We start from the raw sequence: 19,402 nt of genomic DNA, 5'->3' as shown, positions 1-19,402 counted from the left end.
ATGATGATGCGTAACCGTCTGTTCACGGCTTCTCTGACCGTGGCCCTGCTTGCCACGTCTGCATTCAGCCAGGCAAAAGATTTTGGCACCCTGAAGTTTGCTACCGAAGCGGCTTATCCGCCGTTCAATCAGACCACCCCGAGCGGAAAAATCGTCGGCTATGAGCCCGATATGGTGGCGGAGCTGGCTAAGCGGGCAGGTTTCAAATATGAAATCATTGCGCAGAAATGGTCAGGCATGATCCCGGGCCTGATCGACGGCAAATATGATGCGGTGGTCGATGCGGTGACCGTGACGCCGAAACGGGCTGAGGCGATTGACTTCACCCATCAGTACACCGTCAGCGTCTCCAGCTTTGTCACCGCTAAAAACAGCCCGCTGGCCACGCTGCCAGGCAGTGGCACGGTGGTCACGGCCGATGATGACGCGGGCATGAAAAAAGCGATCGACGATCTGAAAACCACCTTCAAAGGCAAAACCATCGCGGTACAGGTCGCCACCATTCAGGCCGATTTCCTGCAGAAATACCTCGGCGATGTGGCCACCATCCGGACCTATCAGGCGGGCCCTGAAACCTTTGCTGACCTGATGAACGGGCGCGTTGACGCGGTAATGGCGTCCCGCACCAACCTCAACGCCTTTGTGAAAAAGCATGCGGATGCGATCAGCAGCAGCGGCTACGGCTTCTCGGGTGGCGTACTGGGCGCGGGCTCGGCGATTGGCCTGCGCAAAGGCAACAGCGAGCTGCAGCAGGTGCTGAATCAGGCGCTGGAGTCGATGATCAAAGATGGCACGCTGAGCAAACTGTCGATCAAATGGTTTGGCGAAGACGTCGCGCCAAAAGCGTAACCGCGGATGCTGATGAATATTGACTGGCAGATGCTGGGTTTTGGGGACGAGGGCTGGGGCGGCGTGCTGCTTAACGCTGCCGCCGTCACCGTCAGCGTTTCACTCTGCGCCTGGCTGCTGGGTGCGCTGCTCGGCAGCGTCCTCTGCTGGATGCAGATCGCCGGCGCGCGCTGGCAGCAGCGGCTGGCAGCCGGTTACATCACGCTGTTTCGTGGCGTGCCGGAACTGCTGGTGATCTATCTGTTCTACTTCGGCGGACGCCAGGTGGTTTCCGCCGTCGGCACCGCGCTGGGCCTGCAGGGGCCGTTCGATGTGAACGGTTTCGTGGCGGGAGCGATTGCCATCGGGCTGATCTCGGGTGCCTATCAGAGCGGCGTATTCCGGGGGGCCTTCTACGCTATTCCGGGTGGAACGCTGGAAGCAGCGACCGTCACCGGGATGGGGCGACTGATGATGTTCCGTCGCATTATCGTCCCGCAGGCGCTGCGCACGGCGCTACCCGGTATGGGCAACCAGTGGCAATCGGTGATCAAAGAGTCGGCGCTGGTGTCGGTGACCGGACTGGTTGAAACCATGAATCAGGTCTCAACAGCGGCCAACTCGACCCAGATGTCCTTTTTCTTCTACAGCGTGGGTGCCGTGATCTATCTGATCATCACCACCTGCTCCGATATGGTGTTCCGCTACGTGGAGAAATTTGCGATGCGCGGTCAACAGCGCGTGAAAAGCTAGGGAGTCCACGTGGATATCAACTTTTTACAGCAGACGCTGCTGGCGCTGCTGAAGGGATTGCCGCTGACCATTAACCTGGCGCTGCTGTCGCTGCTGGGAGGGGGCGTACTGGCGCTGCTGCTTAACCTGCTGCGCATGACGCGAGTCGGCAGCCTGTTCTGCCGCTTTTATGTCTGGCTGTTTCGCGGCACGCCGTTGCTGATCCAGATCTTTATGGTCTACTACGGACTCGGCAGTTTACCGGCGGTGCGGGAGAGCCTGTTCTGGCCGCTGCTGCGCGATCCTTACTGGTGCGGCTTGCTGGCGCTGATCCTCAATGATGCCGCCTATACCTCGGAGATCCTGCGCGGCGGGTTGCGGGCTGTCAGCTCGCAGTCACTGGAAGCTGCCAGGGTGTCGGGCATGTCGTCGTACAAAATCTTTACCCGCATCACCCTGCCGATTGCGATCCGTCAGGCGCTTCCGGCTTACAGCAATGAAATCATCTCTATGATCAAAGCGACCTCGCTGGTCAGCACCATCAGCCTGATGGAGATGACCGGCATTGCGGATTCCATCGTCTCTTCCACGTTCCGGGCGCTGGAGGTATTCCTGAGCGCGGCGGTGATCTACCTGGTACTGACCATGCTGGTCAGCAAAGGCGTATCAATGCTGGAACGACGCCTGTCACCTTACTACTTTGGAGCACGCTCATGACGGCCCCCACGATTATGCTGAGCCATCTCAGAAAGAGTTATGCGGGACACGAAGTGCTGCACGACATCAGTCTGACTGCCCAGGATGGCGACGTGATTTCGCTGATTGGAGCCAGTGGATCGGGCAAAAGTACGCTGTTGCGCTGCATCCCGTTTCTTGAAGTGCCTCAGGCCGGTGAGATAGCGGTAGGCGAAGTCAGCGTCACGCTGGATAACGCCGATGAAAAACTGAACCGGGAGCAGCGTCGGCGCATTAAGCTGATGCGCATGCAGCTCGGCTTTGTGTTTCAGAGCTTTAATCTGTGGCCGCATAAAACCGTGATGCAGAACATTATTGAAGCCCCGGTTCATGTGCAGAAGCGCAGTCACAGCGAGGCTGTCGAAGAGGCGGAAGCGCTGCTGCACAAGGTTGGGCTGTATGCAAAGCGCGACGCCTGGCCCTCTCAGCTCTCCGGCGGACAGCAGCAGCGTGTGGCCATTGCGCGGGCGCTGGCGCAGCAGCCGAAAGCGATTCTGTTCGATGAGCCGACCTCGGCACTGGATCCGGAGCTGGTGGGCGAAGTCCTGCGGGTGATCCGCGGCCTGGCGGAAGAGGGGCGCACCATGATTATCGTCACGCATGAGATGGGTTTTGCGCGAGACGTGTCGAACAAGGCGGTGTTTCTGCATCAGGGGATCATCGAGGAGTCAGGTTCGCCGGAACAGGTGTTCCTCGATCCCATTTCGCCACGCTGCCGCGCCTTTGTGAACAGTCACTTTGAGCGTAATACCGGCCAGGCAGGCTGAATCAGGCAGGGCCGCGCAGCGCGAACGACACATTAAGAATGTCAGCAATCCCCGGGCGAAAACCGGGGATTGTTACAGCAGCGAACGGGAAGGTTTCATTCAGAAAAACCGCTCCCGCCACGATCTGACCCGGGGCTACGCTTCTGCGCCGGGACGGCCTGCGTCTACCATGGCCTGCCACTGCTGATAGCTGGGACGCTGCTGGATCTTCAGGTACCACGCTTTCAGCGCCTCACACTCCTCCGGAATAGCCAGATTCACCAGGGCGGCGAATATCATTCCACCGGTGACGGCGATATCCGCCATTGAGAAGGTGTTGCCCGCCACATAGGGCTGTGAGCGTAAAACGCGGTCAAAGTAGTGCATGCCCCTGAGCGCTTTTTCGCCCATCTTCGCACCCCATTCCGGATTCTGATAAAGCTCAACCTCGGGTCCCAGACCTGCCGTGGCATGATGGAAATAGACGCTTACCGCATCCAGAAATTCAATCTCGGCCCGTTTAGTCATCATATGAATCACCCCCTGTTCCAGCGGGGTCACACCCGTCAGAAGGGAATGCTGATCCTGCCGATCCAGATATTGCGTGATTGCCGTACATTCCGCGATCAGCGTCCCATCACTCAGTTCTAACACCGGCAGTGTGCCTGAGTAGTTGATGGCTAGAAAATCCGCCTTTTTATGTTCCCCTTTCCAGAGATTGACCGGAATAAATTCGACCTGAGAAAGCAGACCTTTTTCCGCCAGGGCTATTCTGACCCGGGCAGGATAGGGGCCGTCATACCAGTCGTAGATTTTCATCGAAGGTTGAGTTGAAACGTGTGATACAGCGTCTGAAGAAGTCATGATTTATTTACCTACCTGTCAAATGGTAGGTAGATTGTGGCCAGGGAAAGTTAGCCTGTCAACATCTGTCTACCAGTTGGCAGGTAAAAATTTTTTCCCTATACTTCCTCCTCACGTTTCAGAGGAAAACAGCGTTATGAGCTTGAATGCGCGTGAGGCCATCCTGGCAGCCGCAAAGCGTGCTGCCCAGAATCATGGTTACAACGGGATAAATTTCCGCACTATTGCTGACGAAGTCGGCATCAAAAATGCCAGTATCTATTATCACTTCGCCAGTAAGGCAGACCTTGGCGCGGCTGTGGCAAATCGCTACTGGCAGGATACTGCACAGGCGTTACAGACCATCCGGGAGCAAAGTGCCTCTCCCGCTGAAGCCCTGAAGCACTATCCGCAAATTTTCCGGCGTTCTCTGGCTGACGCCAACAGGCTCTGTTTATCCAGCTTCATGGCGGCCGAATATGATGATTTGCCTGAAGAAGTGAAGCGTGAGGTGCAGTGTTTCGTCGACGCGAACGTGGCATGGTTGCATCAGGTGCTGAATGAAATGACGCCCGATGACGCACAAAAAAACGCGCAGCGTGCGCTGGCCATCTATACCGCGGTTGCCGGTGCGCAGTTAATTGCCCGCACGCGGCAGGATATTACCCTGTTCGATCATCTGATGGCGACCTATGAGGAGAGCGGCCTGATTCCGCAGCCGACGCAAGCCTGAATATCCCCGCCGGAACGCGTTGTTCAGCGGCGGGCGGCAGCCGCTGAACAGGATTCGCGTCACGATGGATAACGGCTCAGGTCTCAACCGCCTGATGACGCAGGCCGCCTGCCAGTAGCGTGAAGGCTTCAAGCATCTCTGGCAGCGCCTTTTCCGGGTTGCTGCTGGCTGCAACCCAGAGTGCAGCATTGAGGGCACTGCTGTTAAGCAGATGTGCGGCGGCGTCGGCATCGACCGGTTTAACCGCACCGCTTTCAATCAGCCTGACGAGACGTTCCCGTGTGGCCGCCAGGCAGCTGTTCTGGCTGGGCCACTGCGCAGGATCGCCCAGGAAAGCCGGGCCATCCCGCAACACGATGCGCTGGACTTCGGCATCCATCGCCAGACGAATGTAGGCGATCCCTTCAGCGATCAGCCTTTCCCACTCATCCGTTACCGAAGCGGCCGCCGCCTGAGCCCGCTGCGCCATTTCCCCATCGACCTGCGCCACCACCGCTGCCAGCAGCCCTGTTTTGTCGCCAAAATTGTGATAAAGCGCGCCGCGCGTCAGCCCGACGCTCGCCGTCAGTTCATCCATTGAGGCCCCGGCAAAGCCCTTTTCAGCAAAGGCTTTGCGTGCTGCTGCGATCAATTTTGCACGGTTTGCTTCCATCGTTTCAGCGCGACTGGCTGCCATAAACTCCTCCAGCTCACATACGCCGCGTATATTATTTGACATACGGCGCGTATGTATTATTAATGTGACATACGCGGCGTATATTAAATCATTCCGGTTTATGCCGCATCCTGCATTCATTCCGTAACCCGAGGAAACACGATGATCACGCGCGAACCCATTTTTCCCGCTCACCGGCACGCACTTTATCAGCAGCATGGCTATTCCGCGGCAATCCGCTCAGGCGATCTGTTGTTTGTCTCCGGCCAGGTCGGCAGCCGGGCTGACGGCACGCCGGAACCTGATTTCGCGGCCCAGGTCGCCCTCGCATTTGACAATCTGGCGGCGACGCTGGCGGCGGCAGGATGCACCTTTGATGATTTGATCGACGTCACCACATTTCACACCGATCCTGAAAATCAGTTTGCGACGATCATGCAGGTCAAAGCGTCCATCTTTCCGCAACCGCCTTATCCCAACTGGACCGCTGTCGGCGTGACCTGGCTGGCGGGGTTCGATTTTGAGATCAAGGTCATTGCCCGCATTCCCCGATAACGGAAAGTTCTCGTCACACCATCCTCTGCCAGCGACACTGGCGTTCAGCGGGGCTGTGATCAGTTCTCTTTACGTCCCAGGAAACGCTCTTTCATCAGCGTAAGGGCAATGCCGATATCCAGCACGGGCGAGGGCGGCATGAAACTGGCCTGGCCCAGCGACAGCATATCCGCAAGGTGCGGGTTATCCTGCTTCAGCATGAAGTCAGCCAGCAGCGAGCCCGCCACGGTCTGTTTCGATACGCCCGCGCCGTTACAGCCGCCCGCCGTGCAGATAAATCTGTTCAGCACCCCCCATTGCGGCGCGCCGTTGCGTGTCACGCTCAGGGTGCCGGACCAGGTGTGAGTGATCTTCACGCTGTTCAGGGTGGGATAGAGTTTGCTGAACAGGCGCTGATGGTGTTGCGTCGCCTGATGGGTTTGTGCCGCAGTGACCTGTCCCCGAAGCGCGGGAATAACATGCTGGCGAATCAGAAAACGGCGGTCGGAGGTGAAACGAAAGGTGGCACCGGCAATGGCATTCACCGGCGTGACGCCCCAGCTCTGCATCGGGGGCAGCGTCGCCAGTTGCGCGTCTGTCAGCGGTTCGGTGATGCTGGCGAAGGTGGCCATAGCGGCCTGACGGACCAGGCCAGGGCGCAGTTCTGGCGATAACGCGTTGGTCGCCAGCATGAGCTGAGCTGTTCTGATTGTGCCAAAAGGGGTCACCACCTCCGCCAGACTGCCGGTACGAATCCCCAGTACGGGTGTATTTTCGAAGCGCTGAACATTTTCCGGTAAATGATGGTGCAGGCCGGCGATCAGCTGCGCCGGATTAACCAGCACACAGCCCGGCGTGAAGATCCCTTTGCTGTAAAAGCGGGTACCGAGTTTATGGTACAACTCATCGCTGTAAGCCAGCGTCCAGGGTTCATCCATGAGATCGAGATGGCGGCTGTATTCATTTAAAATACGATCGTTGCCCCGTTCCGCCTGACAGTGATATTTCCCCACCTTCTCCCAGTCGCACTGAAGGTTATGCTGCGAAATCACCTGCTCCAGCTGCCGGATGCCTTCCTGGAGCAGATTCCGGTAAGCATGCGCCTTTTTTAACTCCGCCGTGGAGCTGCCAATATTGTGGGGCAGTCCGATAACAAACCCTGAGTTGCGCGCCGATGCGCTCTCCCTTGTGGTAAAGGCATCGACGATAACGATTTTCAGCTCGGGTTTAATTTCTGCCAGGCGGCGCGCAAAAGCGACACCGGCGAACCCCGCGCCGACGATAACCCAGTCTGCTTTAATATCGCCTCGCAGACCCGGCTGCGGCGCATAAGCGTGCCCGCCCGCAGGCCAGCCCGGTTCATTATGATTAAAAGGTAGTGATGCGTAGCGCAATTCCCTGTGCCCTATAGAAAAATAAAGGAATTTTATAAGGGAAAGCAGGATCGCAGTGCCAGCGGTAACCTGACGAAGATTGATTTCAGACAAATTTCGCGGGCAGAGGTCGCTATTCTCTTTACCGCCTTGCCAGCAGGCGATAAGGATTTCAGATTAAATCACCCGGATTATCTCAGCCGTGACCTGCATGGCGGCTTCATCCAGCGTGCCTTCATTACGGCATAAAACCCAGCCGGTGCGGGCAATTTCACGCTCGAACGCCCGCGTGCATTCGGCATGCTCTTCCAGCCTGTGAAGGACCGTGCTTCCCAGCCCCCGGGAGCGTGCTGCGGCCCGTGACCATGAAATCTCAGGCGCGGTGACCACGCCGACATGCAGGTCCGGTATGCGCACGTCCTGCGCGTGGTTCATCTGCAAAATCTCTGCAAACGGGATCCGCCGGCGAAAGGCCGCGTCGGAGGGATACCAGCGATCCATCAGGATAATGCTGTCGGGCGGCTGGCGGGTCAGCACGTTGCGGGAAATCCACGCCCGGCTGGCCGCTAAGCGCTCACAAACTTCCCGTTCCAGATCCACAGAGGGATCTCTGGCGAGCCGGTTAACCAGCGCCATGGTCTGCGCTCTGTCAGGATCGCTTTTTTTCTCGCAAAGCCGGACCACCTTTCGGTTGTCTGCCCTTAACCGTGCCGTGATCGCTTCCAGCAGGGTCGTTTTACCGGCACCTTTGGGGCCATCCAGAGAAACAAACAGTTGACGATTCATGGTCTGACTGACGGATGAGAGGGGATGTGGGTGAAATCTTTCTTTGCCAGAGACATCTTCTTTCCTGATTGAATGAGCTGATTATGATCGCGCGATTAATCCTGCAAAGGATAACAGGTTGTCCAGTTGTAGTTGACCTCTGCCAGCATCAGTTCGCCTTCCACCTTCCCGTAATCGAGGGTCTGGCGGGCCAGAAAGAACTGCCGCAGCGGCGCGGGTAAATAAGCCGCGCCGTAGCGCAGCAGGGTCGAGTGCCAGAAGGGGGCCGGCAGGGCGCTGCCGGTGTGACGCATCAGCAACTCTTCTTTCCAGCGGGAGTTGAGAACCTCTTCACAGAAGGCGTGACGCAGGTCTGTTGCCGGCGCGTCGGGGATGCCCGCCAGCAACAGCTGTCCCGGCAACGCGACTAAACGAAGATCTCTGATAACAATGTTTTGCGCGTGAAAACCGGACCAGAGCGCCCTGAGTTCAGCCATTTTTTCCGGCAAAGGTGCGTGCTCAATATAGAGCGGCAGGGTCAGAGGTAAAAAGGTAAAGTGCAGACCCTGCTCCGGCAAGGTATCGGCCAGAGGGTCATCCCTGGTAAGCTGTTTCAGTTCATCCAGCAGCCGTGAAACCGCGGGGGGAACGGCGGGCTGAATGCCGGTTGCCAGGGCCAGCTTCACCGGGTCGTAATAGCTCTCTTTCTTAATCTCCCCAATCCCCGCGTTTTTCGCCCACATCGCGAGCGTTTTCTCACTGGCAGCGTGATAGAGGTTTTGCAGGGTTGCTGAATTCATGACACTCCTTCTGACAGTCGGGGGAAACAGAGACGCAACGTCAATATTATCCCTGCCATCGCGTTCGGGCCAGGCGATTCATTCAGTGATCATTCCGGAAGCGGTAAACCTCACTACTTACCGGGCTTTATCGGGACTACCGGATCTCCTGATACCGCCTTAACCGGACAACATCGGGACAGATCGGGACAAGCGCGGGCATGAGTCTGGAATCCATGTTGTTGCTCTGCTATTCATGAGGCCGATGACGAAAACGTATGTCTGTTACCGGAGATAAAATGAATTTTTACCGCAGCACAGAATTTACCGGTTTGAAGGCCTGGGACGCTCAGCACATCGCGAGCTTCGGCAATACCAGCGTGAAACTTCACTGGACCGATCGGCCCTATAAGTGGCACATCAACGATGGGCAGGAGGTTTTTGCGGTGATGGATGGGTGTGTTGAAATGCAATATAAAGAACAGGGTGAGATTAAAAGCAGGGTTCTGAATACAGGCGATATTTTCTATGCCAGTGAAGGAACAGAGCATATCGCGCGTCCCCAGGGCGTTGCCCGCGTGCTGGTCATCGAGAAAGAGGGATCGGTTTAAGTGGGGGCGTCATCCCTGTCAACCAGCTAAAGAAGCCGCCGGTGCAGGCGGCTCTGCCAGGGACTGAAGCAGGCGTGTGCCCGTTTTCCCGGTCGCGCGGTTAATGCGCGGTGGCGGTTTTCGCAGCCGGGCGCTGTGGCAGCAGCACCAGCAACGCGATGATGATCAGGCCCAGCGTCAGCGAGGCACCGTAGCGACTCAGCGCGAGCCCGCCCGAGGCAAGCGGTTTATCCAGAAAATCGCCCACCACTGCACCCAGAGGCCGCGTGAGGATAAAGGCCGCCCAGAACAGCGCAGTGCTAGAAAGCGAGGTAAAGCGACTCGCCGCCCAGATTACCGCCAGCGCACCCGCAAACAGCAGGATACCGCCATCGTAACCCAGCCCTTCACTGTCTGCCGCCCAGTCACCTAATGCCGTGCCCAGCGTCTGGGAAAACATGATGGTCACCCAGTAGAAGGTCTCAGTGACGCCATTGTTCACCGAACTGACCGCCACCGTGCCGCAGGTCATTTTCCAGAGAAACAGAGAGAGGGTCAGCAGCGTGATCAACAGCAGAGTGCCACCCGGATAGCCAATATTCAGGGAGCGGTCGGCAAAATCTGCCAGCGTGGTGCCCACCGTGGTGGTTGCCACCACGGTGAACCAGTAAATCCATTTATTGAAACCGGGACGGTTAATCTGCACCACCACCGCGACCAGAAAGATAATGGCGAAAATCAGCGTACCGGTCAGATATCCCAGATTCATTGACATAGTTACCGCATCGCCGCCGGTTTCACCCAGGGTTGTCGCCGCGATTTTGGTTAACCAGAATGCCGCGGTTACCGCAGGCACTTTACTCAGAGAAAGCGATGCTGTGTTGTTATTTTGCATAGGGTCACGCTCCGGAAAAAGCCCAATATGAGCTAACAGAGCAGGGATGTTATAAGAGTATTCTTAAGGAAAGATGAAGCGCCGGAAAGTGGGGCAGTTAACGCGACAGGGCTAAAGATTCCGGCCTGATGAGCCGATAAACAGGAGCTGATACCTCAGAGACTGCACCCTGTCATAAACGTTCTGCGCACATCCCTGTAAGGATCGCGGCCTCAGAAACAACGGCCAGCCAGGTCCGGGCGCCCGCCATGCGCGATGGCCGGTTTCGCCTCAGGCTCACCCAGTGACTGTCGCCTCCTGCCGCGTCAGACGGACATTTACGGTTATAATCAGGTCTGTAGCGACGAGTATTGAGCTTGTTTAGTATCGTCAGCAACATCGGAGTCGGCCGCCATGAACTTAATGATTAAACCCTCTTTCACAGCCGTCTGGTCTACAGACGCGCAGGGTATCTGCGTTGCCAGTCAGGAAACACCGGCTGGCCTGATGCCTGCCCTGAAGGGGGTGACGCTGAGTTCCTGGCTGGAACTGGCGCAGGCTGACGATGATGCAAAGATCGCGCTGCAGCTGACCGCGGCGCTGGAATATCTGACCCCTTTCTACTTTGAAGTGCCTATCCACTGTCTGGACGGCGAAACACGCCGCGTCGTGGTTTCCGGCCTGCCGGACAGTCTGCCTGGCACCTCCCACCAGAAGTACAACGGCTTCATACTGGATGTGACTGCGCAGCGTAAAGCGCTGGAGGATGCGGTCCGCACGGCGGCGGAATATCGCCTGCTGATCGAGAACAGTACCGATCTGATTGCCCATTGTGACGCGAATGGCAGATACGTCTCGATCTCGCCCTCCTACAGCGAAATGATAGGCTGGAGACCTGAAGAGGTGGTCGGTCAGTTGGTGGTCGATTTCCTGCATCCTGACGATCGCGAATCTGCCTCGGCAGCGCTGGCACATATCTTCAGCGGCGGAATGCTGCCGGATGTGGTTGAAGTACGTAAACGGCATCGTGACGGCCACTACCTCACGCTGGGCACTAAAGCCTGTGGCGTCAGCAATCCCTCTTCAGGCAAAAATATCGGTGCCGTGCTGGTTTCGCGTGACATCACGCGTGATAAGGAAAGGATGCGCAATCTCGAAGAGCTGGCGACCCGCGACCCGCTAACCGGGCTGCCTAATCGCGCCTGGATTAACGAGCAGATTGGCCGAATGCTGGCGGAGACAGAGGACCCGGCTTTCACCACCGTGATGTTTATCGATCTCAATGGATTCAAGGCAGTGAATGATCTTATGGGCCATGCGACAGGGGATGCCTTACTGCAGCAGGTCGGTGAACGACTGCAGCGCTGCATGCGCCCGGGCGACTCGGTGGCCCGGATGGGCGGCGATGAGTTTATTGTGGCCGCAAAGTGCAGTCATCGCGGGGTGGCATCGGCCATCGCCCTGCGCATTATTGACAGTCTGGAGGCCCCCTTCGTCATTGATAACATGGACGTGCGCATCGGTGCAGCGATTGGCATCAGCCTGGCCCGCTTCGGAACGGCGACGGCGAAAATGCTGTTCGAGCGCGCCGACAAAGCGATGTATCAGGCTAAAGCCCGCCGCGATGGCTCCTATCAGTTTTTTGAGCAGGCAGCCCTTTGATCGCTGGCTGTACGAATCCTGTCAGCCGCTGCGCTTAGCGCCATCTCACTCCTGTCTCCCGCACTTGAAGATCACGTCTGCTGTCCCGGCTCACGCTCATCATACCCCTCCTGAGCCTGCTGCATGGTTTCGCCATGTTGCTTCGCCCAGTTGACCAGCGCGACAAACGGGTCCTGCAGGGTTCTGCCCAGAGGCGTGATCGCATACTCCACCGCGACAGGTGAGGAGGCGATCACGTGCCGGCTTATCAGTCCGTTTCGCTCCAGACGGCGTAATGCCTCAGTCAGTGATTTGTGGGTAATGGGATCGAGCCTGCGCTTAATGGCATTAAATCGCGACGGCTGTGAGCACAACACGGTCAGGATTAACACCGACCATTTGTTGGCAACCTGTTCCAGGATCGGGCGGGTACTGTTGATCTCTGCCAGCAGAGCGGTGATATCGGTGGCCATGCGGTTTTCTCAAGGATATCTGGTGTACATCAGGTGCGTAATTGACACTAAATATACGAAATGTATCATCCAGCGTTCAACCTCTTTACGGAGTGGCAATGATGAAACTGAGTGGAAAAGTGGTTCTGGTGACCGGTGGCAGCAGCGGTATCGGTCTTGCCATCGCTCGCCGTTTTGTGCAGGAAGGCGCACGGGTTTTTATTACCGCCCGACGCGAAGCTCAGCTGGCAGAGGCGGTTACGCTTACCGGCGGTCAGGCTGAAGCGATAGCGGGTGACCTGACGGATGCCAGCGATCTCGCACGTTTGTTCGGGACGATTCAGGCCAGAGCCGGTCGCCTCGATATCCTGGTTAATGCTTCAGGTGTGGCTGTACCGGCAAACCTGGATGAGACCTCAGCAGAACATATTGACCTTATTTTTGGCCTGAACGTTCGTGCCATGGTGCTGACGGTACAGCATGCTGTCAGGCTCATGGAGGAGGGAGGGGCCATTCTGCTGATCGGTTCCATCGCGGGGGGAATCGCCAATCCGGGTTATGGAACCTATTCTGCCAGTAAGGCCGCCGTGCGCGCTTATGCCCGTACCTGGAACAGCGAACTGGCACCGCGCGGTATCAGGGTCAACACACTCAGTCCGGGCCCGACGGATACGCCGATGTTCGACCAGGCCAGCGATGAGGTAAGGCAGGCACTGAGCGCGCGAATACCGGCAGGGCGGCTGGGCGATCCGGATGAAGTGGCTGCAGCGGCCCTGTTCCTGGTCTCGGACGAAAGCCGTTACATCTGCGGCAGCGAACTGGTGATTGATGGTGGCATGACGGCCTGACGGCCCTGTGCTGAAACCGGTAAACCGGCCGGCCAGGGCCGGTTTTGCTCACAGAACAGCTCTGAACCTGTCCGTCTTTATTGCTGGACAGCGTCCGCAATCACTCTGGCTGCGCTGGCGAGCACATCTTTACGCGCGGCGGCGCTTTTATCGTGCTGCGTAAAGTAGGTGGTCAGGACGATGGGAGCATGATTTTTCGGCCAGATAACGGCGATGTCATTGGTGGTGCCGTAGTCGCCACTGCCGGTTTTATCGGCCACTATCCAGTCTGCCGGAAGGCCCGCTTTAATACTGGCTGCCCCCGTGGTATTGCCCTTCATCCAGGCTGTCAGTGTGGCTTTCTGATCGTCTTTAAGCGCAGAACCTAAAACAAGTTTGTTAAGACTCGCTGCCATCGCTGAAGGAGTAGTGGTATCGCGAGGATCACCCGGAATCGCGGTGTTGAGGCCTGGCTCATTTCTGTCCAGCCGGAACGTCGTATCACCAAGGGTTCGCGCAAACTGCGTGGCATGCTGCGGGCCGCCCAGATACGCCAGCAGCTTGTTCATCGCCGCGTTATCGCTGTATTGCAGGGCCGCCGCGCTCAGCTCCGCGAGGCTCATTGCCGAACCGATATGCTTCATGGTGACAGGATTGTAATTCACCATATCGTGCTGACTTATATGAATTTTCTTATTAAGTAAAGTATCAGCATTTTTATTTTTTTTAACCCTTCGCTCTTTTTTAATATCGCAGCAACGGCCATCACCTTACTGGTACTGCATAGTGGAAATCTTTCGTTGCCGCGCCAGGAATATTGCGCACTATCAGACGTATCAATGACGGCCAGGCCGAGCCGGCCTCCGGATTGACGTTCAAGTTTCTCAAACTGATTGTTCAGGGATTGCTGATCGAAAGCCGCATGTGCTGACGCTGAACATCCTGCTGCGGCGAATAACACTATTCCGGCCAGGCGGTTTTTAAATTTATTCATTATTAAACGTTCCCTATACAAAAATTAATTAAATCTGAATTGTCACAAGGCCGTGACTGAATATCGTTCCCCTTAATTACGGGCTCCAAAATAAATCAGTTTTCCGGTGAGTCAAAACGGTATAAATTGATGCCAGTCATAACTTTTTCTGGGGGCTATAGTGAAAGGGGATATTCCGCTTAACGCTCTGCGTGCATTTGAATCCTCTGCCCGCCACCTCAACTTTACCCGGGCAGGCATGGAACTGTTCGTTTCGCAGGCGGCGGTCAGCCAGCAGGTCAGGCTGCTTGAAGAGAGGTTAGGGATCACATTATTCAGAAGGCTTTCGCGTGGTCTTGAAATGACCGATGAGGCGCGATTGCTGTTTTCTGAGATTTCTGATGCCTTTCATCGGATTGAGAAAGCCTATCGTCAGTTTGAGGGGGGAGAAGTCAGGGAGGCGCTCACGCTCTCCTGTGTCGGCACTTTTGCACTGGGCTGGCTTCTGCCGAAAATTGACGATTTCCGGCAACGCCATCCCGCTATCGAACTGAGTATTCAGACCAATAACAATGTGGTGAGCATCGCCGGAGAAGGTGTCGATTTTGCTATAAGATATGGTTCTGGCAACTGGTCGGCATCACATAATCAACTGTTGTTTGACGCTCCGCTGACGCTATTATGCCGGCCAGATACGGCGAAAAGACTTAACCGGCCTGAGGATATTACGGGCGAAAATTTATTGCGCTCTTATCGTCATGAAGAGTGGGAGAACTGGTTTGCTGCGGCGGGTATTCCCCCCTTCAGAATTAACGGGCCTGTTCTGGATTCATCGCGTCTGATTATTGATGCCGTATTGATTACCGGGGGCGTTGCGCTGGCACCGGAAATCATGTTTGAACCGGAAATAAAAGGCGGACTGCTCGTCAGGCCTTTTGATATTTATTCCGGCAATGACGGATACTGGCTGACCTGGCAAAGAGCCCGGAAAATGACGCCGTCGATGCAAATATTCCGTGAGTGGATTATTCAGACCATTATCAGACATTAGCGCCTGATATCGCGGCGCTTCAGAACAGGGCAGAAACCTGTCGGCGGGCTTCGATCTTCAGAAGGCGCGCTCATCGCCCTGGCAGCGCAGCGACAATGGCCGACTCCATCTTCTCCGGGGCGGTGATGGGGGCGAATCGTTTTAGCGGTGTGCCGTCGGATCCAATCAGGAATTTCGTGAAGTTCCACTTGATTCGGCCACCCGGAATGCCGGGTAACGCCTCTTTCAGATAACGAAACAGCGGGTGTGCCGCGGCTCCGTTGACCTCCACTTTGCCGAACATCGGGAAACTTACGCCGTAATTGATGTGGCAGGTCTGTGCGATATCGTCAGCACTGCCGGACTCCTGCCTGCCGAACTGATTGCAGGGGAAACCCAGTATCACCAGTCCCTGATAGGCATATCTGCGATAAAGGGTTTCCAGGCCAGCATACTGCGGTGTGAACCCACAACGGCTGGCGGTGTTGACCACCAGCACCGTCCTGCCTGCGTAGTCTGCCATGGAGGCCATCTGACCGTTCAGAAGCGGGGCCGTGAATTGATAAAAGGACGTCATGTCGGAAACCTCAGAACAAAACCGTGTAAGGCGTGATTGTCGCATGGCGCAGCGGGCGGATCACCTGCTGTGCGGCAGTCACCGCAGAGACAAACGCCCGGAGAATGCACTGCTTCGGGCGCCGGTCACTGCCAGGGGGGCGGATAAGACCTGCCGCCCTGATCCTCTGCGCGAGGCAGAGGAATCAGCCGTTGTCGCGGAATCCGGGATAAAGACTCATGCCACCATCTATAAAGAGCGTCGTGCCATGAACGTAATCGGAAAGATCGCTGGCAAGCCAGACCACCGCACTCGCCACATCTTCAGCCGCACCGATGCGGCCATAGGGGATCAGTTTTAACAATGCTTTGCCCGCCTCACCCTGAGTGGTCTCCTCATTAATGGCGGTCGCGATAGCGCCAGGCGCAACCGAGTTAACGCGGATACGCGCCTCACCCACCTCCTGCGCCAGCGTCTTCATCAGCAGGTCTACGCCGCCTTTGGAGGCGGCATAGTTAACGTGTCCGGCCCAGGGAATGAGCTGATGAACCGAACTCATATGAATAATCTTCCCTGCCGCTCTGCTGATCTCCGGACTGTGTCCCTGATCGCGGAACTGGCGCAGCGCAGCCCGCGCACATAAAAACTGCCCGGTCAGGTTTACATCCAGAACGGTATTCCACTCCTCCAGTGTCATATCGATTGAGGGGGCATCTTTCTGCAGGCCTGAGTTAGCCACCAGAATGTCCAGTCTGCCAAACTCAGCAAGGGTCTGCGCAAAGAGATTGTCGACATCTGCCTCTTTCGACACGTCGCCTTTCACCGCGATGGCACGACCGCCACCGGCCCGGATTTTTTCTGCCAGCTCTTCGGCAGGCTCGGCCTGACTGTGATAGTTAATGACCACAGCGGCCTCTTCCCTTGCGAGGGCTTCTGCACAGGCATAGCCGAGGCCTGAACTGGCACCGGTCACCAGCGCAACCTGATTTTTGAGAGATAGATTCATGAGGCTTCCTTATTCAGTAAAGAGTCAATTTATGTTGTGACCGGCCGTTCTGTTCTGTGCGTCACTCAGCGGGAGCTGCGCCGTAAGAGGCTGGGGCACTCAGCTGTTTTTTGCCGCCAGTCTCTGCGTGAGGCGGAACCGCGACCTCTCGCTGCCACGATTAAAAAGGGCGCAGGGTGATGAATCACTGAATTATAGATGCGAAGTAGAGGCTTAGCCGTGAATGCGCGACGAGCCCTCATCCGGGCATTGTGAGACGGGTCCAGTCTTATTTATCCGGTGCATGAGTGCCAGGGGGATGTCGCTGACCGGGTTTCGTTTTATTCTGACGGTTAAAAGAAAAACGGAGGCTGGCATGATTAGGGTAGAAAAAGCCGATCCCTGCGCCCCGGAGTCGCAACGGCTGATAAATGCTCTTTCAGCCGAGCTCGCGGCGATAACCGGCGATGATGGCAGGCGACACTTTGCAATGGCTGCTATGGATGAGGAGAGGGCGCTCTGGGTGGTGGCCAGAAATCATCAGGGTCTGGCTGTCGGCTGCGGCGCTATCCGACCGCTTACAGAGACGGTTGCCGAACTGAAGAGAATGTATTCAGACCGCAGTGACGCCGGGATCGGCAGGGCATTACTGACTTTCCTCGAAGAGTCGGCGCTGGGAAGGGGATATATGGAAATCTGGCTCGAAACCCGTGCTGTGAACCATAAGGCTGTCCGTTTTTATCAGAACAGCGGATATAACCGCATCGCAAATTATGGGCCCTACATAAACCGGGAAGACGCGGTATGCTTTGCTAAGGTGCTATCGTAGTCATCCTTGCACAGACGCTTTATTTACAGGATAAGTAACGAGTGGTTTGATCTCTTTAAGGACAAACATACTCTGCATCTCTTTGATTCCCGGCAATCTGCGCACCACTGACATGGCAAAATCGGCATAGGAATCCAGATCCGATGCGACAACCTGCAGAAGGAAGTCGGCATCCCCACCGATGCTATAACAGGCCACAACGTCCTCAAGCGCCGTGACTTCCTCTTCAAACTTTCTGGCCTGCGCTTCACTGTGGCTGTCAATGACTACCCGAATGAAAACCATCACGCCCAGACCAATCTTTTTGCGATCCAGAACAGCGCGGTAACCCTTGATCACTTCATCTTCTTCAAGCCTGCGCACTTTGCGCCAGCAGGGAGAAGCTGAAACGTTGATCTTCTCCGCCAGTTCCTGATTGGTGACGCGCGCATCGTTCTGCAGAACTTCCAGAATCTTCACATCTGTCGGGCTGAGTGCCATTTAGGGAAATTCCTTTCTTAATGTAATCAATAAGTGGTTATTTCTACCTGAAAACCTGCGCCGGGTAAATGAGATAGGTGACTCTTTCCTCTTTGTTTACGGCATAATTGATTCACCGTTCAGGAGAGATAAGGCAGGATAAGATCCTGTTCAGAGGTCATGCATACTCTTCTCTTTCTCAATCACCTGAATTTATTTTCTGGCTCAAGGCAAAAAAAGAGGGTTTTAAACCTGACTCTTCTCATTATGACCTGCATAAGAGTCTGCTTTACGCTATGCAATTTAAAAGCGGGTGTCAGAGTTTTAATTTCCCTGGCTCCGTTAATTTTCTCTGAAGCGTTCTGGTGGTGTCCAAAACATTAAAGATTATTGCTACATGAATTAGCGGCGCTTTTAATCCGCCGTCCCTCTCTCTTCTATTAAAAACAGGAATGACGATGTCTGGAATCGCTCAGGTAATTTCTTATGTTGCAGCTCTCGGTCTGGCTGCTGCCATCCCCGGCCCCGGAATGACGGCGTTGGTTGCACGTAGTGTCTGTGGGGGTGCTGTTTCCGCTTTTGCTATGCTGGCAGGACTTATTCTGGGGGATTTGATCTATTTAACACTGGCGATATTTGGTCTGGGGGTTATTGGGCAGACTAATGACACTATCTTCACCCTGATTAACTATGCTGCTTCACTCTATTTATGTCTGCTGTCATGGCAGTTCTGGTGCAGTCAGCCGGAGGCGATAAATATTGCACAGAAAACGACAAACAAAGAACTGGCAACAGCCTGGTTTTCAGGGCTGACCATAACGCTTGGGAATCCCAAAACTATCGCTTTCTATCTGGCGATACTGCCTCTTGTCATTTCTCTGGATAATGTGTCATTAAAAATGTGGGGAGGAATGCTGGTGCCCGTGACCGTATTGGTCCTTTTAAGCGTTGGCGCAGTTTTTATTCTTGCCGCGCTCAGAATACGCCATCTGCTCACCAGTGAAAAAGCGCAACGACGCCTTTTTCGTCTGGCCGCATCCATTATGATACTGGCTGCGTCTGGAATGGTAATAAAGAATCTTTAACTTCCGGTTATATATCCGGAACCTGCTCCCCTGAGAATCGTTGAATGAATGGGCGCTCTGTTCTTCTGCAATCTTAAAGAGCCACTCGCCGTTTTCGGTCAGGAGAATGCAGTGGCATCAAATGCAGCGCGTTTCAGGCAGAGCCTCCATCCGACGCTAATAAGTCAGTAAGGTTGTGATTGAGAGTCCGCATCCATACGCTATATGCGTAAGAAGGCTAAGCAGTCGGGCTCGCCAGGGACGGGGCGTTCGCGACGCCGCGAAGCCAAAACCCAGCGCGGGCTGAAGCACGATAAAGGGAGCGGATAGCGTTAGCAGACCAGTCAGCAGAGCCGTCCTGAATGAGGGGGCATGAAACCAGGCCGATCCATCCGGAAC

At 55.7% G+C, this 19,402-nt stretch carries 23 protein-coding genes and 1 pseudogene; 12 read left to right on the top strand and 12 right to left on the bottom strand.

Annotated elements, in window-relative coordinates; translation table 11 throughout:
* From S7A_RS17910 to S7A_RS17895, 4 genes are read left to right on the top strand one after another with little or no spacing between them, the layout of a single operon-like run.
* The gene (locus tag S7A_RS17910) at positions 1-849 is read left to right on the top strand and encodes a transporter substrate-binding domain-containing protein (RefSeq protein WP_009092726.1); all 849 of its coding nucleotides are present in this window, start codon (positions 1-3) and stop codon (positions 847-849) included.
* 6 nt (positions 850-855) lie between these two features.
* Positions 856-1,581: an ABC transporter permease gene (locus tag S7A_RS17905; RefSeq protein WP_009092725.1), complete on the top strand. Its 726-nt coding sequence runs from the start codon at positions 856-858 to the stop codon at positions 1,579-1,581.
* A gap of 9 nt (positions 1,582-1,590) precedes the next feature.
* Positions 1,591-2,277: an ABC transporter permease gene (locus tag S7A_RS17900; protein WP_009092724.1), complete on the top strand. Its 687-nt coding sequence runs from the start codon at positions 1,591-1,593 to the stop codon at positions 2,275-2,277.
* Complete coding sequence (locus S7A_RS17895; RefSeq protein WP_009092723.1) at positions 2,274-3,062, top strand: ABC transporter ATP-binding protein; 789 nt, start codon at positions 2,274-2,276, stop codon at positions 3,060-3,062. The genes S7A_RS17900 and S7A_RS17895 overlap by 4 nt, the downstream gene beginning before the upstream one ends.
* A 135-nt stretch (positions 3,063-3,197) precedes the next feature.
* Here S7A_RS17895 and S7A_RS17890 read toward each other — a convergent pair whose 3' ends face one another.
* Positions 3,198-3,860: a glutathione S-transferase gene (locus S7A_RS17890; protein ID WP_009092722.1), complete on the bottom strand. Its 663-nt coding sequence runs from the start codon at positions 3,858-3,860 to the stop codon at positions 3,198-3,200.
* A 181-nt stretch (positions 3,861-4,041) separates the two neighbouring features.
* On the opposite strand from S7A_RS17890, the gene S7A_RS17885 reads away from it, so the two are divergent.
* Complete coding sequence (locus S7A_RS17885; RefSeq protein ID WP_009092721.1) at positions 4,042-4,617, top strand: TetR/AcrR family transcriptional regulator; 576 nt, start codon at positions 4,042-4,044, stop codon at positions 4,615-4,617.
* A 76-nt stretch (positions 4,618-4,693) separates the two neighbouring features.
* On the opposite strand, the gene S7A_RS17880 is transcribed toward S7A_RS17885, so the two are convergent.
* Positions 4,694-5,293, bottom strand: a complete 600-nt coding sequence (locus tag S7A_RS17880; protein WP_009092720.1) for a TetR/AcrR family transcriptional regulator — start codon at positions 5,291-5,293, stop codon at positions 4,694-4,696.
* Between the two features lie 141 nt (positions 5,294-5,434).
* Here S7A_RS17880 and S7A_RS17875 point away from each other — a divergent pair, with 141 nt between their 5' ends.
* Entirely contained in the window at positions 5,435-5,827 is a 393-nt protein-coding gene (locus tag S7A_RS17875; protein WP_009092719.1) for a RidA family protein, read from the top strand.
* Between the two features lie 59 nt (positions 5,828-5,886).
* On the opposite strand, the gene S7A_RS17870 is transcribed toward S7A_RS17875, so the two are convergent.
* The 3 genes from S7A_RS17870 to S7A_RS17860 form a co-directional block, all read right to left on the bottom strand.
* The gene (locus S7A_RS17870; protein WP_009092718.1) at positions 5,887-7,200 is read right to left on the bottom strand and encodes an FAD-binding oxidoreductase; all 1,314 of its coding nucleotides are present in this window, start codon (positions 7,198-7,200) and stop codon (positions 5,887-5,889) included.
* A 156-nt stretch (positions 7,201-7,356) separates the two neighbouring features.
* Positions 7,357-8,034 (bottom strand): dTMP kinase, encoded by a 678-nt coding sequence (locus S7A_RS17865; protein WP_369750603.1) that lies wholly within the window; start codon positions 8,032-8,034, stop codon positions 7,357-7,359.
* A gap of 26 nt (positions 8,035-8,060) precedes the next feature.
* A complete protein-coding gene (locus tag S7A_RS17860) occupies positions 8,061-8,744 on the bottom strand; it encodes a hypothetical protein (protein WP_009092716.1) in 684 nt (227 codons plus the stop codon).
* Between the two features lie 278 nt (positions 8,745-9,022).
* Here S7A_RS17860 and S7A_RS17855 point away from each other — a divergent pair, with 278 nt between their 5' ends.
* Complete coding sequence (locus S7A_RS17855) at positions 9,023-9,334, top strand: cupin (RefSeq protein ID WP_009092715.1); 312 nt, start codon at positions 9,023-9,025, stop codon at positions 9,332-9,334.
* A gap of 100 nt (positions 9,335-9,434) precedes the next feature.
* Here the strand turns inward: S7A_RS17855 and S7A_RS17850 are convergent, their stop codons facing one another.
* On the bottom strand, positions 9,435-10,208 hold the full coding sequence (locus S7A_RS17850) for a membrane protein (RefSeq protein ID WP_009092714.1): 774 nt from the start codon (positions 10,206-10,208) through the stop codon (positions 9,435-9,437).
* Between the two features lie 393 nt (positions 10,209-10,601).
* Between S7A_RS17850 and S7A_RS17845 the strand changes: the two genes are divergently transcribed.
* Complete coding sequence (locus tag S7A_RS17845) at positions 10,602-11,849, top strand: sensor domain-containing diguanylate cyclase (protein WP_009092713.1); 1,248 nt, start codon at positions 10,602-10,604, stop codon at positions 11,847-11,849.
* Positions 11,850-11,920: 71 nt separating this feature from the next.
* Here the strand turns inward: S7A_RS17845 and S7A_RS17840 are convergent, their stop codons facing one another.
* Positions 11,921-12,301 carry a helix-turn-helix domain-containing protein gene (locus S7A_RS17840; protein WP_009092712.1) on the bottom strand — a complete coding sequence of 127 codons (381 nt, stop codon included), beginning with the start codon at positions 12,299-12,301 and terminating at the stop codon, positions 11,921-11,923.
* Positions 12,302-12,399: 98 nt separating this feature from the next.
* On the opposite strand from S7A_RS17840, the gene S7A_RS17835 reads away from it, so the two are divergent.
* A complete protein-coding gene (locus S7A_RS17835; RefSeq protein ID WP_009092711.1) occupies positions 12,400-13,128 on the top strand; it encodes an SDR family NAD(P)-dependent oxidoreductase in 729 nt (242 codons plus the stop codon).
* A 77-nt stretch (positions 13,129-13,205) separates the two neighbouring features.
* Here the strand turns inward: S7A_RS17835 and bla are convergent.
* Positions 13,206-14,101 (bottom strand): annotated as a pseudogene (gene bla, locus S7A_RS17830) (class A beta-lactamase).
* Positions 14,102-14,261: 160 nt separating this feature from the next.
* Between bla and S7A_RS17825 the strand changes: the two are divergent.
* On the top strand, positions 14,262-15,131 hold the full coding sequence (locus S7A_RS17825; RefSeq protein WP_033736728.1) for a LysR substrate-binding domain-containing protein: 870 nt from the start codon (positions 14,262-14,264) through the stop codon (positions 15,129-15,131).
* A gap of 70 nt (positions 15,132-15,201) precedes the next feature.
* Here S7A_RS17825 and S7A_RS17820 read toward each other — a convergent pair whose 3' ends face one another.
* Positions 15,202-15,687, bottom strand: coding sequence for a glutathione peroxidase (locus S7A_RS17820; protein ID WP_009092707.1), 486 nt, complete (start codon positions 15,685-15,687; stop codon positions 15,202-15,204).
* Between the two features lie 184 nt (positions 15,688-15,871).
* Positions 15,872-16,672 (bottom strand): SDR family oxidoreductase, encoded by an 801-nt coding sequence (locus S7A_RS17815; protein WP_009092706.1) that lies wholly within the window; start codon positions 16,670-16,672, stop codon positions 15,872-15,874.
* 298 nt (positions 16,673-16,970) lie between these two features.
* Here S7A_RS17815 and S7A_RS17810 point away from each other — a divergent pair, with 298 nt between their 5' ends.
* Positions 16,971-17,480 carry a GNAT family N-acetyltransferase gene (locus S7A_RS17810; RefSeq protein ID WP_009092705.1) on the top strand — a complete coding sequence of 170 codons (510 nt, stop codon included), beginning with the start codon at positions 16,971-16,973 and terminating at the stop codon, positions 17,478-17,480.
* Here the strand turns inward: S7A_RS17810 and S7A_RS17805 are convergent, their stop codons facing one another.
* A complete protein-coding gene (locus S7A_RS17805) occupies positions 17,481-17,960 on the bottom strand; it encodes an Lrp/AsnC family transcriptional regulator (protein ID WP_009092704.1) in 480 nt (159 codons plus the stop codon). It lies immediately after the preceding gene.
* Between the two features lie 437 nt (positions 17,961-18,397).
* On the opposite strand from S7A_RS17805, the gene S7A_RS17800 reads away from it, so the two are divergent.
* Positions 18,398-19,024 carry a LysE family translocator gene (locus S7A_RS17800; protein WP_009092703.1) on the top strand — a complete coding sequence of 209 codons (627 nt, stop codon included), beginning with the start codon at positions 18,398-18,400 and terminating at the stop codon, positions 19,022-19,024.
* 156 nt (positions 19,025-19,180) lie between these two features.
* On the opposite strand, the gene S7A_RS20995 is transcribed toward S7A_RS17800, so the two are convergent.
* Positions 19,181-19,402 (bottom strand): DUF2938 family protein (locus S7A_RS20995; RefSeq protein WP_141629838.1); only part of this gene is annotated, 222 nt, incomplete at its 5' end.

Source organism: Pantoea sp. Sc1, assembly GCF_000255315.1.
GTDB classification, from domain to species: Bacteria; Pseudomonadota; Gammaproteobacteria; order Enterobacterales; family Enterobacteriaceae; genus Pantoea; species Pantoea anthophila.
The sequence above is the reverse complement of the archived record's forward strand: the minus strand, read 5'-3'. Positions and strand labels throughout refer to the sequence as shown.

What these genes read in the sequence shown, in the direction of transcription:
- S7A_RS17835 (WP_009092711.1), top strand. Translation starts at nt 12,400, where the DNA reads ATGATGAAACTGAGTGGAAAAGTGGTTCTGGTGACCGGTGGCAGCAGC.
- S7A_RS17880 (WP_009092720.1), bottom strand. Translation starts at nt 5,293, where the DNA reads ATGGCAGCCAGTCGCGCTGAAACGATGGAAGCAAACCGTGCAAAATTG.
- S7A_RS17910 (WP_009092726.1), top strand. Translation starts at nt 1, where the DNA reads ATGATGATGCGTAACCGTCTGTTCACGGCTTCTCTGACCGTGGCCCTG.
- S7A_RS17885 (WP_009092721.1), top strand. Translation starts at nt 4,042, where the DNA reads ATGAGCTTGAATGCGCGTGAGGCCATCCTGGCAGCCGCAAAGCGTGCT.
- S7A_RS17895 (WP_009092723.1), top strand. Translation starts at nt 2,274, where the DNA reads ATGACGGCCCCCACGATTATGCTGAGCCATCTCAGAAAGAGTTATGCG.
- S7A_RS17815 (WP_009092706.1), bottom strand. Translation starts at nt 16,672, where the DNA reads ATGAATCTATCTCTCAAAAATCAGGTTGCGCTGGTGACCGGTGCCAGT.
- S7A_RS17800 (WP_009092703.1), top strand. Translation starts at nt 18,398, where the DNA reads ATGTCTGGAATCGCTCAGGTAATTTCTTATGTTGCAGCTCTCGGTCTG.
- S7A_RS17905 (WP_009092725.1), top strand. Translation starts at nt 856, where the DNA reads ATGCTGATGAATATTGACTGGCAGATGCTGGGTTTTGGGGACGAGGGC.
- S7A_RS17850 (WP_009092714.1), bottom strand. Translation starts at nt 10,208, where the DNA reads ATGCAAAATAACAACACAGCATCGCTTTCTCTGAGTAAAGTGCCTGCG.
- S7A_RS17805 (WP_009092704.1), bottom strand. Translation starts at nt 17,960, where the DNA reads ATGGCACTCAGCCCGACAGATGTGAAGATTCTGGAAGTTCTGCAGAAC.
- S7A_RS17845 (WP_009092713.1), top strand. Translation starts at nt 10,602, where the DNA reads ATGAACTTAATGATTAAACCCTCTTTCACAGCCGTCTGGTCTACAGAC.
- S7A_RS17820 (WP_009092707.1), bottom strand. Translation starts at nt 15,687, where the DNA reads ATGACGTCCTTTTATCAATTCACGGCCCCGCTTCTGAACGGTCAGATG.
- S7A_RS17860 (WP_009092716.1), bottom strand. Translation starts at nt 8,744, where the DNA reads ATGAATTCAGCAACCCTGCAAAACCTCTATCACGCTGCCAGTGAGAAA.
- S7A_RS17875 (WP_009092719.1), top strand. Translation starts at nt 5,435, where the DNA reads ATGATCACGCGCGAACCCATTTTTCCCGCTCACCGGCACGCACTTTAT.
- S7A_RS17855 (WP_009092715.1), top strand. Translation starts at nt 9,023, where the DNA reads ATGAATTTTTACCGCAGCACAGAATTTACCGGTTTGAAGGCCTGGGAC.
- S7A_RS17840 (WP_009092712.1), bottom strand. Translation starts at nt 12,301, where the DNA reads ATGGCCACCGATATCACCGCTCTGCTGGCAGAGATCAACAGTACCCGC.
- S7A_RS17810 (WP_009092705.1), top strand. Translation starts at nt 16,971, where the DNA reads ATGTCGCTGACCGGGTTTCGTTTTATTCTGACGGTTAAAAGAAAAACG.
- S7A_RS17890 (WP_009092722.1), bottom strand. Translation starts at nt 3,860, where the DNA reads ATGAAAATCTACGACTGGTATGACGGCCCCTATCCTGCCCGGGTCAGA.